14 protein-coding genes are annotated in these 15,584 nt (G+C 43.9%); 5 read left to right on the forward strand and 9 right to left on the reverse strand.

Annotated elements, in window-relative coordinates:
• Positions 1-141: 141 nt before the first annotated feature.
• The 4 genes from O3602_RS01675 to O3602_RS01690 all read right to left on the reverse strand — a co-directional run bounded on the left by O3602_RS01675 (position 142) and on the right by O3602_RS01690 (position 3,483).
• Positions 142-516 carry a hypothetical protein gene (locus tag O3602_RS01675; protein ID WP_371611025.1) on the reverse strand — a complete coding sequence of 125 codons (375 nt, stop codon included), beginning with the start codon at positions 514-516 and terminating at the stop codon, positions 142-144.
• Positions 517-528: 12 nt separating this feature from the next.
• A complete protein-coding gene (locus O3602_RS01680; protein WP_013903896.1) occupies positions 529-810 on the reverse strand; it encodes a PspC domain-containing protein in 282 nt (93 codons plus the stop codon).
• Between the two features lie 74 nt (positions 811-884).
• Entirely contained in the window at positions 885-1,340 is a 456-nt protein-coding gene (locus tag O3602_RS01685) for a SprT family protein (protein ID WP_371611027.1), read from the reverse strand.
• Positions 1,327-3,483, reverse strand: a complete 2,157-nt coding sequence (locus tag O3602_RS01690) for a Tex family protein (RefSeq protein ID WP_023918702.1) — start codon at positions 3,481-3,483, stop codon at positions 1,327-1,329. The genes O3602_RS01685 and O3602_RS01690 overlap by 14 nt, the downstream gene beginning before the upstream one ends.
• Before the next feature lie 147 nt (positions 3,484-3,630).
• Between O3602_RS01690 and O3602_RS01695 the strand changes: the two genes are divergently transcribed.
• The 4 genes from O3602_RS01695 (at position 3,631) to zwf (ending at position 7,157) form a co-directional block, all read left to right on the forward strand.
• Positions 3,631-3,780 carry an SPJ_0845 family protein gene (locus tag O3602_RS01695; RefSeq protein WP_023918704.1) on the forward strand — a complete coding sequence of 50 codons (150 nt, stop codon included), beginning with the start codon at positions 3,631-3,633 and terminating at the stop codon, positions 3,778-3,780.
• Positions 3,780-4,685: a permease gene (locus O3602_RS01700; RefSeq protein WP_045759689.1), complete on the forward strand. Its 906-nt coding sequence runs from the start codon at positions 3,780-3,782 to the stop codon at positions 4,683-4,685. The genes O3602_RS01695 and O3602_RS01700 overlap by 1 nt, the downstream gene beginning before the upstream one ends.
• Positions 4,682-5,497 (forward strand): TIGR03943 family protein, encoded by an 816-nt coding sequence (locus tag O3602_RS01705; RefSeq protein ID WP_003005141.1) that lies wholly within the window; start codon positions 4,682-4,684, stop codon positions 5,495-5,497. The genes O3602_RS01700 and O3602_RS01705 overlap by 4 nt, the downstream gene beginning before the upstream one ends.
• A gap of 193 nt (positions 5,498-5,690) precedes the next feature.
• Positions 5,691-7,157 (forward strand): glucose-6-phosphate dehydrogenase, encoded by a 1,467-nt coding sequence (gene zwf, locus O3602_RS01710; protein ID WP_371611028.1) that lies wholly within the window; start codon positions 5,691-5,693, stop codon positions 7,155-7,157.
• A gap of 92 nt (positions 7,158-7,249) precedes the next feature.
• On the opposite strand, the gene ftsY is transcribed toward zwf, so the two are convergent.
• Genes ftsY through rnc form a run of 5 tightly spaced genes read right to left on the reverse strand, consistent with a single transcriptional unit; the run spans position 7,250 to position 14,754 of the window.
• Positions 7,250-8,911, reverse strand: a complete 1,662-nt coding sequence (gene ftsY, locus O3602_RS01715; RefSeq protein ID WP_270299417.1) for a signal recognition particle-docking protein FtsY — start codon at positions 8,909-8,911, stop codon at positions 7,250-7,252.
• Positions 8,912-9,733, reverse strand: a complete 822-nt coding sequence (locus tag O3602_RS01720; protein WP_371611029.1) for a Cof-type HAD-IIB family hydrolase — start codon at positions 9,731-9,733, stop codon at positions 8,912-8,914. It lies immediately after the preceding gene.
• Positions 9,730-10,536, reverse strand: coding sequence for a Cof-type HAD-IIB family hydrolase (locus tag O3602_RS01725; protein WP_371611030.1), 807 nt, complete (start codon positions 10,534-10,536; stop codon positions 9,730-9,732). The genes O3602_RS01720 and O3602_RS01725 overlap by 4 nt, the downstream gene beginning before the upstream one ends.
• Entirely contained in the window at positions 10,526-14,062 is a 3,537-nt protein-coding gene (gene smc / locus O3602_RS01730) for a chromosome segregation protein SMC (RefSeq protein WP_371611031.1), read from the reverse strand. The genes O3602_RS01725 and smc overlap by 11 nt, the downstream gene beginning before the upstream one ends.
• Positions 14,053-14,754, reverse strand: coding sequence for a ribonuclease III (gene rnc, locus O3602_RS01735; protein ID WP_371611032.1), 702 nt, complete (start codon positions 14,752-14,754; stop codon positions 14,053-14,055). Before rnc ends, smc begins: the two co-directional genes overlap by 10 nt.
• Before the next feature lie 333 nt (positions 14,755-15,087).
• Between rnc and O3602_RS01740 the strand changes: the two genes are divergently transcribed.
• Positions 15,088-15,549, forward strand: a complete 462-nt coding sequence (locus O3602_RS01740) for a hypothetical protein (protein WP_024054733.1) — start codon at positions 15,088-15,090, stop codon at positions 15,547-15,549.
• Positions 15,550-15,584: the final 35 nt, after the last annotated feature.

Here is a 15,584-nt window from a genome sequence, read left to right on the forward strand (position 1 = left end):
TATAGCAGATTTTCTCTTCAGACGAGAGACTGAAGTGTCATTTGAAAGATCCATTTTCAACTCCTTTTTAAGGCAAGCAAAAAGAGGCCGAGACAAAGGTCTCCAACCTCTAGGAAATGATGGGAACATATGAAAAATGCTCTAGCCTTCACCATGCAAGTAATCTGTAATCATGGATTTGATTCCGGTAGAGACCGCATAGACCACCGCATTTGAAGGGAATGCGATCAATCCGAGCATAAAGACGGCAGGTCCTCCCCCCAACAAGGAGAAAACCAGATACAAAACCGGCAGAAATAAAATCGAAAACCGATAAATTTGTGGCTTTCTAGCCATTTCTGTTGGCAGAAACAAGAGGTAGAAGAGACTATTCCAAATGCCCAGTGGAAAAAGGGCCATTCCGATCAAAACTGTTCCAACTCCTTCTCCAAAAACACGATTTAAAATGAAAAACTGTCCTATAAAACTGAAGAAGAGATATAGAATAAAAGCAAGGGAATAGAACTTCTGCTTCACTCAAATCTCCTTTTAGAAAAATGGACTATCATTCTGATCATGGATGGGTTCGGCCTCTTTTCTTCGACGAGGTCGAGGGCCATAGTCAAACATTTCCTGCTCCTCCTCGTCCTTATAAGGTAAGGTCGTATCTAACAGTAAATAGATAATCACACCGATAAAGGCATGAGAAACCGTAAAAAGAATAAACAAGAAGCGTAGGAGAGTTACACTAAGACCAAATTTATCAGCTAAGCCAGCTAGCACACCTGAAACCAGGCGATGTCGTTTTAATTTGTAAAATGATGCTGTCATTTGATTTTCCTCTTTCTAGTTAGACCTATTTTAGCAGAGTCGAACTGGAAAGAGATCCGCCTAAAGACTGATTCTTACACTTGTCTCATTTCAAGAAATTGCAGGCAGCTGTGACAGCGACCGCAGGCATATTTCTTCAGATCGATTTTTCGCTTTCGTCTATACTCTTGGCCACAATGGGGACATTGATAGAGATAGATCCGCTTGACTCGCCTAGTTCTATCTGGTAGAGGAGGTGTGAAACGAAGACCGTCCACTTGCTTAAGGAGTTGCTTAAAGGCTAGATCTTTGTGTCGATAGCCTTTACCTTGATCGTAAAGATGGTAATGGCAGAGCTCGTGGCGGACGATTTTGCGAAAGACCTCTAACCCGAAAACTTGGTATATTTTCGGGTTGAAATCAAGGTGTCGATCCTTGGGAAAGAAACGACCTCCAGTGCTTTGAAGACGTGAATTCCACTCTGCTCGATGACGGAATTCTCTCCCAAAATCTTCTAGGGATACTTGGCGCACATACTCAGTCAGATTCATTCGGAGCTACCAAACTGAGATTGACTTTTTCGCGTTCCACATCGATCTTCTTCACCCAGACGGTTACCAAATCACCTACTGAGACGACCTGGCTTGGATGCTTGATAAACTGCTTGCTCATATGGGAGATATGAATCAAGCCATCTTCGTGAATGCCAATATCGACAAAGGCCCCAAAGTCAACCACATTGCGCACAACCCCTTCTAATTTTTGGCCTATATGGAGGTCTTTAATATCTAAGACATCCTGACGGAGCACGGGTGCATCAAAGGAATCCCGCAAATCGCGACCTGGTTTTAGGAGATCGGCAATGATATCTTTCAAGGTTTCTGGTCCCAGATCCAGCTGAGTAGACATCTCCTTTATGTTCACAGCTTTTAATTTTTCCTGAGCGGATGCATCGAGGTCGGTAATTTCAAGAAGTTGAAAAAGTTTTTCAACTTCCTTGTAACTTTCAGGGTGAACGCCGGTATTGTCCAAGATATTTTTACTTTCAGGAATGCGTAAGAATCCAGCCGCTTGCTCGAAAGCCTTGGCGCCGAGACGAGGGACTTTTTTAATCTGTGCTCGTGAAAGAATCATTCCTTCTTCTTCCCGGTATTTCACAATATTTTCAGAGATGGTTTTATTGAGTCCTGCTACATGGGCTAAGAGAGAGGGACTAGCCGTATTGATATTGACCCCAACTTGGTTGACGACAGTATCTACCACGAAATCCAAGCTTTCTGTCAGTTTTTTCTGATTGACATCGTGTTGGTATTGACCGACACCGATGGATTTGGCATCGATTTTCACCAATTCTGCTAGCGGATCTTGCAAGCGACGGGCAATGGAGATGGCCGAGCGTTTTTCAACGGTTAGCTCTGGGAACTCATGACGGGCCAACTCACTAGCTGAATAGACAGAGGCTCCGCTTTCATTGACAATAACATAGCGAACTCCTGGATGGTCATGAAGCACCTCTGCGACAAAGGCCTCACTTTCACGGCTGGCGGTTCCATTTCCAATCGCAATAATTTCTATTCCGAACTCTTTGATCAAGGAGGATAGATCCTTTTTAGCCTGCTCGATCTGAGCTGGTTTTGCAGGAGCAACTGGATAGATGACCTGGGTGGCAAGCATCTTTCCTGTCTCATCAACAACGGCTAGTTTAGCACCGGTCCGAAAGGCTGGGTCAAATCCAAGGACCACGCGCCCTTTTAATGGAGGAATGAGCAATAGATTCCGTAGATTTTCAGAGAACAATTGAATGGCTCCGTCTTCTGCCACCTCCGTTAACTCTGTCCGAATCCGACGTTCAATCGCAGGAACGATTTTTTTCTTAACCGCTTGTTGAATAACCTCATCGACATAGGCATTTTTCGTTTTAAAACGAGCCTCAAAAATACGAATGATCCGATCCAGTTGGTGCTCGAATCCGACTTTGAGAACGCCCAATTTTTCCCCACGATTGAGAGCTAGAGTCCGGTAGCCTTGCATATTCTTGATCTTCTCAGAAAAATCATAATAGATTTCAAAGGTTCTCTTAGGATCTAAGCTTTCATCCTTCAAGGTTGACGTCATGAGGGAATGCCCATGAATTTCTTGATAGGTGAGGGCCCGTAATTGGGTATCCTCTGAAATAGCCTCTACCAGAATATCCACTGCACCAGCTAATGCTGCGGTTTCAGTTGGGAAGGCCTCGCAGGTAAATTTCCGAGCCTCTGCTTCCAAGTCTGGACTATTTTGCAAAATGAGACGTGCCAAGGGGAAAAGTCCTGCTTCTCGTGCAATCGTCGCCTTGGTCCGCCGTTTTTCCTTATATGGGAGATAGAGCTCTTCGACATCCGCTAATTTTTCAGCAGCCTCAATAGCCTGCTTGAGCGCCTCTGTCAGTTTGCCCTGTTCCTCAATCTTAGCAAGGACAGTTTCCTTTCGTTCGGCTAGAGTCGTTAAGGATTTGTCCCGGTCAATAATGGCCTTGATCGCTACTTCATCTAAATTTCCCGTCATATCTTTTCGATAGCGGGCAATGAAAGGAATAGTTGAGCCTTCTGCGGTCAGACTCAATACGGTATCGATTTGTTTTAAGCTAACACCCAATTCTTGGGCTATTTTTTCATATTTATCCATAGCCTCTATTATAGCATATTTTGCTGCCATCAAGGGTGAGAGCGCCTGTTCTGGTCTCTGTTTCAGGGATTTTTCAGAGAATAATTTTGACCCTATGGTTCTTTCCTTTTATGCTCCATTTCCCCCTTGCTCTTTCCTTTTTGTTATAATGAAAGAAAATAAAAAGGAGGCCCAACAATGGCTATTAAATTCTCAAAAACAGATGATCTTGATAAAATGTTTGAAAATTTTGCGAGTTTTCCGGATGTAGAAAAGAAAGTAGAATTTCCTGAAGAAAAAAAGAAGGCAGAAACTGCTACAACTAAAGAAGCAAAGAAGGTTAAGTAATGACATTCTTTCAACACCTTCCCTCTAGCGTCTTGCAGGCTGGGGCTATTTTTCTCTCGATTATTATCGAGGCCCTACCGTTTGTCCTAATCGGAAGTATCATTTCAGGGATTATTGAGGTCTATATCACCCCCGAGAGGGTCTACCGCTTTCTTCCCAAAAATAAATTTGGGCGGATCTTCTTTGGGACTTTTATCGGCTTTATCTTTCCTTCCTGTGAATGTGGAATTGTTCCCATTATCAATCGCTTTCTAGAAAAGAAAGTCCCAAGTTATACTGCTGTTCCCTTTCTGGTGACAGCACCGGTCATCAATCCCATCGTTCTCTTTGCGACCTACTCAGCCTTTGGGAATTCTGTTAAGATGGCCCTCTACCGCGCCCTTGGTTCCTTGCTTGTCGCAACAGTACTAGGGATCTTCCTTGGCTTTATTCAGACAGATTCGATCCAAAAAGAACATCGCAAACCTGTGCATGAACATGATTTTAGGGACTTGAGCAAAGGCCAAAAGCTCTTTCAAGTCTTGGTGCAAGCCATTGATGAATTCTTTGATACAGGACGTTACCTGGTATTTGGTTGTCTCTTTGCCAGCCTCGTCCAAGTCTATGTCCCAACACGGATCCTTACCTCGATCAGTGCGACACCGGTTATTGCTATTCTCCTCCTTATGGTCTTGTCCTTCCTCCTCTCACTTTGTAGCGAGGCGGACGCCTTTATCGGCTCTTCTCTTTTGAGTAGTTTTGGAGTAGCGCCTGTGCTTGCCTTTCTGGTGATTGGGCCTATGCTTGATGTCAAAAATCTCCTCATGATGAAAAATTATCTCAAAACCCGTTTCATCTGGCAATTTATCGGTATTGTGAGTGGAGTTGTGCTCCTTTATGCTTGGTTTGTGGGGGTAGTGCTATGATTCGTTTTTTGATATTAGCTGGCTATTTTGAGCTTACCATGTACCTGCAATTATCTGGTAAGCTCAATCAATACATCAACTTACACTATTCTTACTTGGCTTATATTTCCATGTTCTTGTCCTTTGTTTTAGCTCTTGTACAGCTGATCATCTGGGTCAAACAGATGAAGATCCACAGTCATCTCTCTGGCTTCTGGGCAAAAGTGGCGAGTATCTTCTTGCTCTGTATTCCTTTGTTTGTCGGGCTATTTTTCCCTACAGTGACACTGGATTCCCAAACAGTCTCTGCCAAAGGCTACCACTTCCCGGTTGCGGCCGGTTCTTCCAAGGAAATCCAGCAGGACGAAGGGACAACAACCCAGTATCTCAAACCAGATACTAGTAGCTATTTTACCAGATCTGCCTATGAGTCAGAAATGAAGCAGGCGGCAAAGAAATATGTTGATAAAAAAGTGATCCAGGTGACCACTGAGAATTACATGGAAGTCATGGAAGTTATTTATGATTATCCTGACCAATTTGCAGGAAAGACGATCGAGTTGACCGGCTTCGTATACAATGACCCCAATAACAAGGACAGCCAATTTCTCTTTCGTTTTGGGATCATCCACTGTATCGCAGATTCCGGAGTCTACGGTCTCTTAACGACTGGTGCTCCGCAGCATTTCGAAAACAATACCTGGATCCATGCGAAAGGAACCTTGTCCATTGAATACCACAAGCAACTCAAGCAAAGCTTGCCTGTTCTCCACATTAGCGATTGCCAGACCATTACGAAACCGGCTAATCCATATGTCTACCGCGTATTCTAATGGAGCTTCCGTTGTAGATCCAAACAGCTTATAGCAGTTGAAGCTAGAATCCACATTGGTTCTAGCTTTTTCTATGCTTTCTTCTCAAATCTCCTAATCCAAGCGGAAAATATTCGGAACAACGATTCCATCAAAGAAATCTTGTAGATTTTATGGTAAAATATGGTTAATAAGATAGGAAATAGGTACTTAAATGTCTTCAAAAGTTATTGTAACCATTTTCGGGGCCAGTGGAGATTTAGCTAAGCGAAAACTCTACCCATCCCTTTTTAGACTCTATAAATCAGGAAATCTATCTGAAAACTTTGCGGTTATCGGAACAGCCCGCAGACCATGGAGCAAAGAATACTTTGAATCCGTCGTGGTAGAATCCATTACAGATCTGGCCGATAGCCCTCAACAAGCTCAAGAATTCGCTAGTCATTTCTACTACCAAAGCCACGATGTCAATGATACCGAACATTACATCGCCTTGCGCGAATTGCAAAACAGCTTGGATGAAAAATACCAAACGGAACACAATAAGGTCTTCTTCTTGTCCATGGCTCCTCAATTTTTTGGAACCATTGCCAAACACCTCAAATCAGAAGGCATTGTGGATGGGCAAGGCTTTGAACGCTTGATCGTTGAAAAACCTTTCGGTACAGACCTAGAAACAGCTAGTCAGCTTAACAAGGAATTGGAAGAAACCTTTAATGAAGAACAAATCTTCCGGATCGACCATTACCTTGGAAAAGAAATGATCCAAAATATCTTTGCCATTCGTTTTGGAAATCTTATTTTTGATAATCTTTGGAACCGAGATTTTATTGACAATATCCAAATTACTTTTGCTGAACGCTTGGGGGTTGAAGAACGCGGTGGCTACTATGATCACTCGGGTGCCCTTCGAGATATGGTGCAAAACCATACCCTTCAGCTTTTGTCATTGCTTGCCATGGATAAACCAGCTACCTTTACCAAGGATGCAATTCGGGCAGAAAAAGTTAAAGTTTTTGAGCAATTGTACAATCCAACAGATGACGAATTAAAGAAATTCTTTATCCGTGGTCAATACCATTCAGGTACGATCGAAGGGAAAAAAGATATCTCTTATCGTAGTGAGCCCAATGTCGATCCTGAGTCTACTACAGAGACCTATGCTTCTGGTGCGTTCTTTGTTGATAGTGATCGCTTCCGCGGTGTGCCTTTCTTCTTCCGTACCGGAAAACGCTTGACGCAAAAAGGAACCATGGTCAATGTGGTCTTCAAGCAAACCGACTCCATCTTTGGACATAGTTTGCAACCAAATGTCTTGACCATTTATATCCAACCAAATGAAGGTTTCTCATTGAGCATCAACGGAAAAGAGGTCGGAGAAAAATTCAGTATCGCACCAATTTCCTTTGATTATGAAACAGATGCGACCGCAACTGGGGCTTCACCAGAGCCTTATGAAAAATTAATTTTCGACGTTTTGAACAATGACTCAACCAATTACAGCCACTGGCACGAAGTCCGTGCTTCATGGCAATTGATTGACCGGATTGAAAAACTATGGGCCGAAAATGGAGCACCGCTCTATGAATACAAGTCTGGATCCATGGGACCAACTGCATCCGATGATCTCCTTGCAGAATACGGAGCTGAATGGGTTTGGAAACCTGAACCTAAGAATTAAGGAAAGCCACCTTCGGGTGGTTTTTTTTGATAGCGCAAGGAAACAAAAAGACAAATTGTCCTTCCAACAACTTGTCTTTTTCTATTTGACTCTTAAATCAAGCCTTCCAAGAGACCCCTCATGAAGTTTTCTGAGTGGAATGGTCCGATGTCATCAATCTTTTCTCCAAATCCAATCAACTTCACTGGGATGTCCAACTCTTCACGGATCGCAAGGACGACCCCACCTCGAGCCGTTCCATCGATCTTGGTCAATACAATTCCTGTCACAGGTGTAATTTTTGAAAATTCTTTAGCTTGCACCAAGGCATTTTGACCGGTTGATGCATCGAGGGCCAGCAAGGTTTCATGCGGTGCATCAGGTACCACACGCTTGATAATGCGGCCGATTTTTTCAAGCTCGGCCATGAGGTTGTCCTTGTTTTGCAGACGCCCCGCCGTATCAATCATCAGAACATCGATGTTTTCAGCGATCGCGCGTTCCATTCCATCAAAGACGACGCTAGCAGGATCTGATTTTTCAGGACCTGTTACAACTGGAACATCTACACGGCGTCCCCATTCTGCCAGTTGAGCCACAGCTCCTGCACGGAAAGTATCTGCTGCAACCAACATGACTTTCTTGCCCTCTTGTTTGTAGCGGTGGGCTAACTTCCCGATAGAGGTTGTTTTACCAACTCCATTGACCCCAACAAAGAGCATGACCGTGAGACCATCTTGAAAACGAATGGCTTCATTAAATTGGCCATCCTTTTCATACAAGTCCACCAATTTTTCGATGATCACGCGCTTGAGAGCATCTGGTTTTTTGGCATTTTCCAAACGGGCTTCATAGCGCAACTCTTCGGTTAAATTAGAGGCCACTTGAACCCCAACGTCACTCATGATCAAGAGTTCTTCCAATTCTTCAAAGAATTCTTCATCAACTGAACGGAAATTGGCAAAGAAGGCATTGAGGCGTGCTCCAAATCCAGTCCGTGTCTTTTTCAAGCTACGATCGTATTTTTCCTGAATGGTTTCTTGCTGAGGTTCAACCTCGTCTGGAATTGGCTCTTCTGCCTCTTCAACAGTCCTATCCTCAACGGCTGATGCAGTTTCTCCTTCCGGAAGCCTGGACTCAGCTTCTGCTACTTCTGAAGTTTCCTCCACTTGAGCGATCGCTTCTGATACTTCAGGTTCTGAAACCTCATCCTGAGCGTCTACTAGTTCTGGAACCTCCTCTTCTGTCGTGCTCCCTTCTACTAGCTCAGCTTCAGATGATGGAGAAGCAATCGGTGACTCTTCTTCCAGTTCTGAACCGTTAGCCCCATCTGCTTCCTCACCATTTTCAGTTTCTTCCGCTTCAATTTTCTCTTCTTCAAGAGGCTCAATCTCCTCCGTTTCATCAGCTAGTGGTGAAACTTCTTCAGGACTTGCCTCTGCTTGAGCAGGTTCAAAGACAACTGGAGACTCCTCTTCTGGTTCCTGATCTTCATGAGTCTCTGAAGTCACGATTTCTTCAACAAGAGGTTCCTCTGCCGGCTCTTCTTGAGCGAAGGTTGAAACAGGTTGATGAGTGGCTGCAATTCGCGCTTTGAGCTCTTGGTAATAAGCCTCCATATCAGCGATTTTTTGCTCTTCTTTGTCATTTCGGGTAGCCGGTGGCTCCTCTTTGACAGTTTCTTCAACCTCAGTACTTTCCGTCACTTCTTCCGAAGACGGAAGCACTTTTTCAGTCTCTTCTTTTTTACCAAATAAACGATCAAATAATCCCATTTATTCACTCTCCTTTAGCACATAATTTTCAATCGCCCATGCGACGGCATCTTGGTCATTAGTCACGGGTGCGACAAGCGCCGCCACCTCTTTCACCGCCGGGACCGCATTGCCCATGGCAACCCCCAGTCCAGCCCACTGGATCATAGACAGGTCATTGGCTTCATCTCCACAGGCCATGACTTGATCTGCCTTAAGGCCCAAAATAGCTGCCAGTGCCTCTAAACCCGTTGCCTTGTGAACATTTTTAGGACACCATTCCAGCAACATTTCCCGAGATTTAAAAATTTCATAGTCTTGAAATAACTCCGGCTTGATCTGCTTGATCGCTGCATCTAAAAAGGCTTGATCGACGGCTGTCACACACTTGTTGTAGGAAATCGTGGATGGCAGGTCTTTAAAATCTGTCTCAATAAAGTTCAGGTAGGGATTGTAAAGGGAATAGAGAGACTTTCGCTCTGCATGAATCTCATAAACCGTTCCCTCACTGATAGCATCCAGCGGAAGGCCTAGACGGGCTGTTTCATCATGAATGGTTGCGACATCTTCTGGCGCCAAGACAACTTTTGAGAGGATTTCTCCATTATTTCGCTGCACTAGACCACCGTTGAAGGTAATCGTATACTCTTCTTTGAGGCCTGCTGTTCCCAATTCTTCCAAAAGAAAATCCATGGCTTTCAAGGGACGACCAGTGGTTAGAACCACCTTGACACCTTGGGCCTGTGCAGCAGCGAGGGCTGCTCTATTGCGAGGGGAAATCTTTTTTTCTGAATTGAGAAGGGTCCCATCTAAATCCAGCGCAATCAAGAAAATCTGACTCATACGATTTCCTCCATGTAGCGGAGGACAGAACCAGTCGCATGGTGGCCGATGACTGTTTCAGCAATGGCCAAGATTTCAGGACGTGCATTTTCTGGCGCTACAGGATGGCCCACGACTTGCATCATATGGAGGTCATTTAAGTTATCCCCGAATGCCATCACCTGATCCAAGGAGATCTCTAGTTTATCCGCTAAGGCAGTAATCGCCACTCCCTTATCGACATAATCGAGGACAATATCAATCGATTCAAAACCTGTCGTCATCGCTTTGACACCGGGGATATTCTCAGTGACCCATTGTTCACCTTCAAGTACAAGAGCTGCATCAAAGTTGGTGGTCAATTTGAAAATTTCATCCTGAATATCCGCTAGACTTTTCACTTTTTGAATGTTTTCATTGTAGTGTTGACTCAAGGCCAGATAGTCGGGATCTACTGTTTCTAAGACATAGCTTCCTTTTTTCCCAGTCAAAAGAAGCTTATTCGGGTCTGCATAAGGGGAAGCTTTCAAAGCCTCAAAAACACCCAAATAAAAGTCTTTGGACATGGTCGCTTCGTAGAGATCTTCTCCATGAAATTCTACCACACTACCATTTTCAGCAATGAAAATCATCTGGTCCTCAAATCCTTTAAAGAGGGATTTGAGAGAAAGGAGGGCACGGCCACTTGCAGCAGCAAAATAGATGCCTTTTTCTTTGCAGCTTGCTAACACCTTGCGTAAAAGGTCTTGATCATACTGATGTTGGTCATTAAGAAAGGTTCCATCCATATCCGTAGCAATCAATTTAATATCATTATTCTTCATTTTCTAAGTCTTTCAATTTTACTGAGACGATTTTAGAAACCCCAGATTCCTGCATGGTCACACCATAGATGGAATCTGCAGCTGACATGGTTCCCTTCCGGTGCGTCACGACAATAAATTGGCTTTCCTTATCAAAGCGGTTCAAATAATCCCCAAAACGCTTGACATTGGCCTCATCTAGGGCAGCCTCTACCTCATCCAGAATGACAAATGGAATGGTCTTGACACGAATAATCGAGAACAAGAGAGCCAAGGCAGACAAGGCCTTTTCTCCACCACTCATAAGGTTTAAGGATTGGATCTTTTTACCAGGTGGCTGTACAGAAATTTCAACACCAGCTGTCAGAAGATCTGGCTCTGTCAGAATCAAATCAGCAGAACCCCCACCAAACATTTGACGGAAAGTGACTTTAAAGGATTCACGAATGGCTTCAAAAGTTGATTTAAAGCGTTCCTTGACTTCGTCATTCATGTCGTTGATGGTAGACAGAAGCATATTTTTCGCAGCCAAGACATCCTCACGCTGGCTGGAAAGGAAATCAAAGCGCCCCTTCACCTCATCGTACTGCTCGATTGCATCCACATTGACTGGACCAAGTGCCTTAATATCTTTTTCGATGCTCTTGAGCTGGTTTTCAGCTGCTGCAAGATTTTCAACAGGTTTGGCCTGGTCTTTGGCTTGGTCAAAGCTTTGCATGAATTCATCGGTAATTTGCGTTAAGAGCTTGTTCAAACGATCTGCATGCTTTTCACGTGTCGCTTCAGCCTTAGCTTGTTGACGAATCCACTCTTCGTTTTTCTTACGAGCTTGTTCCATCTGTTCTGCCACATCTTCGGCCTGGCCTTCCAAATCATCCAGCTCAAAGCGTTTCCGAATGACCCCTTGTTCCAAGTCCGTTTTCTTGGCTTGGGCCTGTGCCAATTGATTGGCTAGCTGCTCCACATCTACTGTTTGAACTTGGGCATCGCCTTGTTCAATCAGCAATTGCAACTGATGCTCTTCTACTTCCAACTGGGAGATCGTTTCTTCCAAGCGACGAGCATCTGTTTGCTCATAGCTTTGTTGGCTCTTACATTCCGTCTGTTGAAGTCGCAGGTCTGCCAATTGCTCTTGCAGGTTTTGTACCTTTTGTTGCAAGACATCTTTGTCCGACTTCATGGTTTCAATATCGCGGTTCAAGTTTTCTTTTTGAAGCTCAATTTCTGCCAATTGCTCAGTAAGGGACTCCAGCTCTTCTTGGAGAGACTGGGTTGCATCTGTTGCCAATTCTGACTTCAAAGCTTCTAAGAGTTCCTGAATTTCTTTCAGTTGCTCTTGGCTTTGTTGGTAGGCCAATTGGGCCCGCTGTTGCTCCAGACGCGCTTGCTCACCTTGGCTTTGAATAGAGGCCAGGTATTCTTGCGCCTGCTTGAGCAGATTGTCCTTGGTCTCGACCTCCTGCTCTGCTTCTCTCAAACGAGCATCCAGAGCTTGCATTTCCTGCTTCAAACTATCCAATTCTGGTTTGACAAAGACCGTATTTTGGGAGCGATTGGCACCACCCGCATACGATCCTCCGGTCCGCAATTCGGTCCCATCCAAGGTCACCATCCGAACTTGATAGTTGACTTTACGAGCCGCCTCACGCGCATGCTCCGTCGTGTCAAAGATGGCCGTTACTCCAAGCAAGTTTTGGAAAATCTGTTCAAAACGATGCTCATAGGTCACTAAGTCACTCGCAATTCCTAGAAATCCTGCACTGGCTTGAATTAATTCCAAATTCCGAGGAGATAGTTGACGGGCTTTGATGGTCGTGAGCGGAAGGAAAGTTGCCCGTCCCAAGCGATTGCGTTTCAAGAAATCAATCGCTCGAGTTGCAGCCTTTTCATCCTCGACAATGATCTGTTGGCTGCTAGCTCCTAGAGCAATTTCAAGCGCCGTCTGGTAGTCTTTTGAGAAACTCAAATTCTCACTAACAGCCCCACAGATGCCTCCTAACCGTTCTGCTTCTTGCAAAACGCTCTTGACGCCTGCGTAGAAGTTACTATGGTTCTTCTGAATAGCTTCCAAGCTATTGATCCGCGCCCGTTTGTTTTTGCTCTCATCCATCAAGTCAAACATGGCCGTTTGAGCCTCTTGGTAGACAGCTTTGGCCTGCTCCACTTTTACCAATTGATTTTGGTATTCTGCTAATAGTCTTTTGACCATCGCTTGTGCCTGATCCAACTCTTCCAATTGTCGGACTTCTTTTTCCTTGGCAGTTTCAAAGTTTGTTTGTGCCTTGGTCAAATCCTCTTGACGATGGCTAGATTCTTGCAGGAGTGCCTGGATCCGGCTCTCAATCGCCGTCCGCTCATTCGATTTTTCAGCCTCTGTCTGCAAGAGCGCGACATACTGCTCGCGTAGATGCTCAATGACTTGTTCCGGGTCTTCTTCGTAGTTGGCTAATTCTTTTTCCAACTCTTCTTGTAGCTGACGGTTCTCTGTCAGTCTTTGTTGAAGCATAGCTAGCGTCTTTTGTTTTTGAGCCAGCTCTTGTTTCGCTTCTTCCAGACGGGCCAAAACAGCATCCAGCCGCTCAAGATTTTCCCTGCGACTATGGGCTGCTTGACTCGATTGCAACTTAGCTACTTCAATTTGCTTTTCTAAATCACTGATCAAACGAGTGACCTCAAGCAAGCTCGCCTGGTCCTCAGCTAAGCTCTCATCCAACTGATGACGGGCTTTCTTGATGCGTACATTCTCTTCTTCTAAGACCTGACGACGTTGATAATAAGAGGCCAACTGTTCTTGAATAGCTTTTTCTTCTTGATCAGCCTTTTCGTAGAGCTCTTTTGTCAGATCGACTTGAGCGACCAAAACATCCAGCAAGAGAACCTGCCGTTCTTGGTCTAATTCCAAGAAACGGCGAGCGACCGTTGCTTGCTTTTCAAGAGGTTGGATCTGTCCTTCTAATTCATAGAGGATGTCTTCCAGACGGTCCAAATTCTCCTGGGTCTGATTAAGCTTAGTCTCCGTTTCCTTGCGCCGCGTCTTAAATTTCAAGACACCGGCAGCTTCTTCAAAGATAGCCCGGCGTTCTTCCGGTTTGGAGTTAAAGATCTCCTCTACCCGACCTTGGGAGATAATGGAGAAGGAATCACGTCCCAATCCCGTATCCATGAACAAATCATGAACATCTCTGAGACGTACTTTCTTACCATCGATCTTGTACTCGCTGTCTCCTGAACGATAAATATGCCGTTCGACACGAATTTCTTTCCCTGCCTGTTGGATAAAACCATCCTGGTTATCTAAGACAACTGTGACACAGGCATAATTCAGCGGTTTACGCGATTCTGTCCCTGCAAAGATGACATCGGGCATCTTGCCCCCACGTAGACTCTTGACACTGGATTCCCCCAGGGCCCAGCGCAAGCTCTCCGTGATATTTGATTTTCCAGATCCATTAGGCCCTACAACGGCAGTGACCCCTTTGTCAAATACGACTTTTGTCTTATCCGCAAAGGATTTAAAGCCTTGGATTTCAATCTCTTTTAGATACATGGGCCATCATACCTCGTTTCAACTGCATTGCGGGCTGCTTCCTGCTCCGCTAATTTCTTGGAACGACCATGACCATGTCCCATCGTTTGACCGTTCACGAATACTTCTACTTCAAACTCTTTGGCATGAGCAGGACCGGCCTCGCTGACCACTTGGTACTGGATCTCCACATCCCCATGAACCTGCAACAGTTCTTGCAAACGAGTCTTATAGTCAATGACTTGAGAAAATTGACCCGTTTCAACCTTGGGAATCATGACCTGATAGATGAAGCGTTTGACCGCTTCCACACCTTGATCTAAGAGCAAGGCACCTAAAAAGGCTTCAAACAAATCGCCAAGAATCGTATCGCGGTCCCGACCACCAGATTTTTCTTCGCCCTTGCCTAGTTTGATGTAATGATCAAATTGGCAATCCCGAGAAAAGCCAGCCAGACTTTCTTCACGGACAATCATAGAACGGAATTTGGACAAATCTCCCTCCGGTCTGTTGGGGTGTTCCTTATACAAATATTCGGAAATAACTAATTGAAGAACAGCGTCTCCTAAAAATTCCAAACGTTCGTTATGTGAAATTTTTAAGAGGCGATGCTCATTGGCATAAGAGGTGTGCGTAAAAGCTGTATCTAATAAACTGCTATCTGAAAAAACGATCTGAAACCGTTCCGATAACAGGGCTTGTAATTTCTCCATGGAAAGCCTACTTTCTAATAAATTTATACTCTTAAGTATACCAAAATTTTAAAACGATTACCATTAGATATCCATTAGATACAGTTGATTGCTTTTACTATATTTTAGGTTTGTTTGGATATCGATCCAATAAGTTGAATACCACGTTTTGTAAGTTTGCTCCATGAATTTTAAGTTTCTTCAACTTTCGCATTTCTATATCTTACCAACTTAATGCCCACTTCTTATAGTGAATTTTATTTCTTTACCTCGTTATTATTTCATTCCCCTTCGTTATTTGATATAATTAAAACAAAAGAGTTTGGGATTGAAATAATAATAAGGAGTATTACTATGAAAATAGGAGTTAGAAAACCCAGTCTTTCAAAGAGTTTAAAAGCTCGGACAACATCGAAATTAAAGAGACAGGTTAAACGAGCAATCATTCCAACATACGGCCAAAAAGGGACAGGCCTTATTAAAGATCCTAAACGTGCAATATACAATAAGGTATATAACAAAACCACTGTGGATGCTTTCAGCAGTGTTAAGAAAGGAAATATAAATTACCAACGAACAAATCGTGGTCTTTATACATATAGAGGGGCAAAGGTATATCCAGCTTCTTCTTGGTATTTTCCTGTAGGATTATCTGCATTTTGTAGCCTTTTATACTTTACCATTAACCCTGTTATCGCTTGTATTTTTTTGATTATCACACTCATTCTCTTTGTTAAGAAAATAAAAAATAATCCTTTCAAGACGCAAAAGGATATACAAGAAATGTTAGAAAAGATAACTGAGTTAGAACAATGATATAATAGATACATATCACAATAAGAGATATTTAA

The organism is Streptococcus sp. 27098_8_186 (assembly GCF_041432055.1).
Classification (GTDB): domain Bacteria; phylum Bacillota; class Bacilli; order Lactobacillales; family Streptococcaceae; genus Streptococcus; species Streptococcus dentalis.

Bases quoted from the DNA above. Each gene is read 5' to 3' on its own strand.
- rnc (WP_371611032.1), bottom strand. From the start codon at position 14,754: ATGGAGAAATTACAAGCCCTGTTATCGGAACGGTTTCAGATCGTTTTT.
- O3602_RS01740 (WP_024054733.1), top strand. From the start codon at position 15,088: ATGAAAATAGGAGTTAGAAAACCCAGTCTTTCAAAGAGTTTAAAAGCT.
- O3602_RS01705 (WP_003005141.1), top strand. From the start codon at position 4,682: ATGATTCGTTTTTTGATATTAGCTGGCTATTTTGAGCTTACCATGTAC.
- O3602_RS01695 (WP_023918704.1), top strand. From the start codon at position 3,631: ATGGCTATTAAATTCTCAAAAACAGATGATCTTGATAAAATGTTTGAA.
- zwf (WP_371611028.1), top strand. From the start codon at position 5,691: ATGTCTTCAAAAGTTATTGTAACCATTTTCGGGGCCAGTGGAGATTTA.
- smc (WP_371611031.1), bottom strand. From the start codon at position 14,062: ATGTATCTAAAAGAGATTGAAATCCAAGGCTTTAAATCCTTTGCGGAT.
- O3602_RS01700 (WP_045759689.1), top strand. From the start codon at position 3,780: ATGACATTCTTTCAACACCTTCCCTCTAGCGTCTTGCAGGCTGGGGCT.
- O3602_RS01685 (WP_371611027.1), bottom strand. From the start codon at position 1,340: ATGAATCTGACTGAGTATGTGCGCCAAGTATCCCTAGAAGATTTTGGG.
- O3602_RS01690 (WP_023918702.1), bottom strand. From the start codon at position 3,483: ATGGCAGCAAAATATGCTATAATAGAGGCTATGGATAAATATGAAAAA.
- ftsY (WP_270299417.1), bottom strand. From the start codon at position 8,911: ATGGGATTATTTGATCGTTTATTTGGTAAAAAAGAAGAGACTGAAAAA.
- O3602_RS01680 (WP_013903896.1), bottom strand. From the start codon at position 810: ATGACAGCATCATTTTACAAATTAAAACGACATCGCCTGGTTTCAGGT.
- O3602_RS01720 (WP_371611029.1), bottom strand. From the start codon at position 9,733: ATGAGTCAGATTTTCTTGATTGCGCTGGATTTAGATGGGACCCTTCTC.
- O3602_RS01725 (WP_371611030.1), bottom strand. From the start codon at position 10,536: ATGAAGAATAATGATATTAAATTGATTGCTACGGATATGGATGGAACC.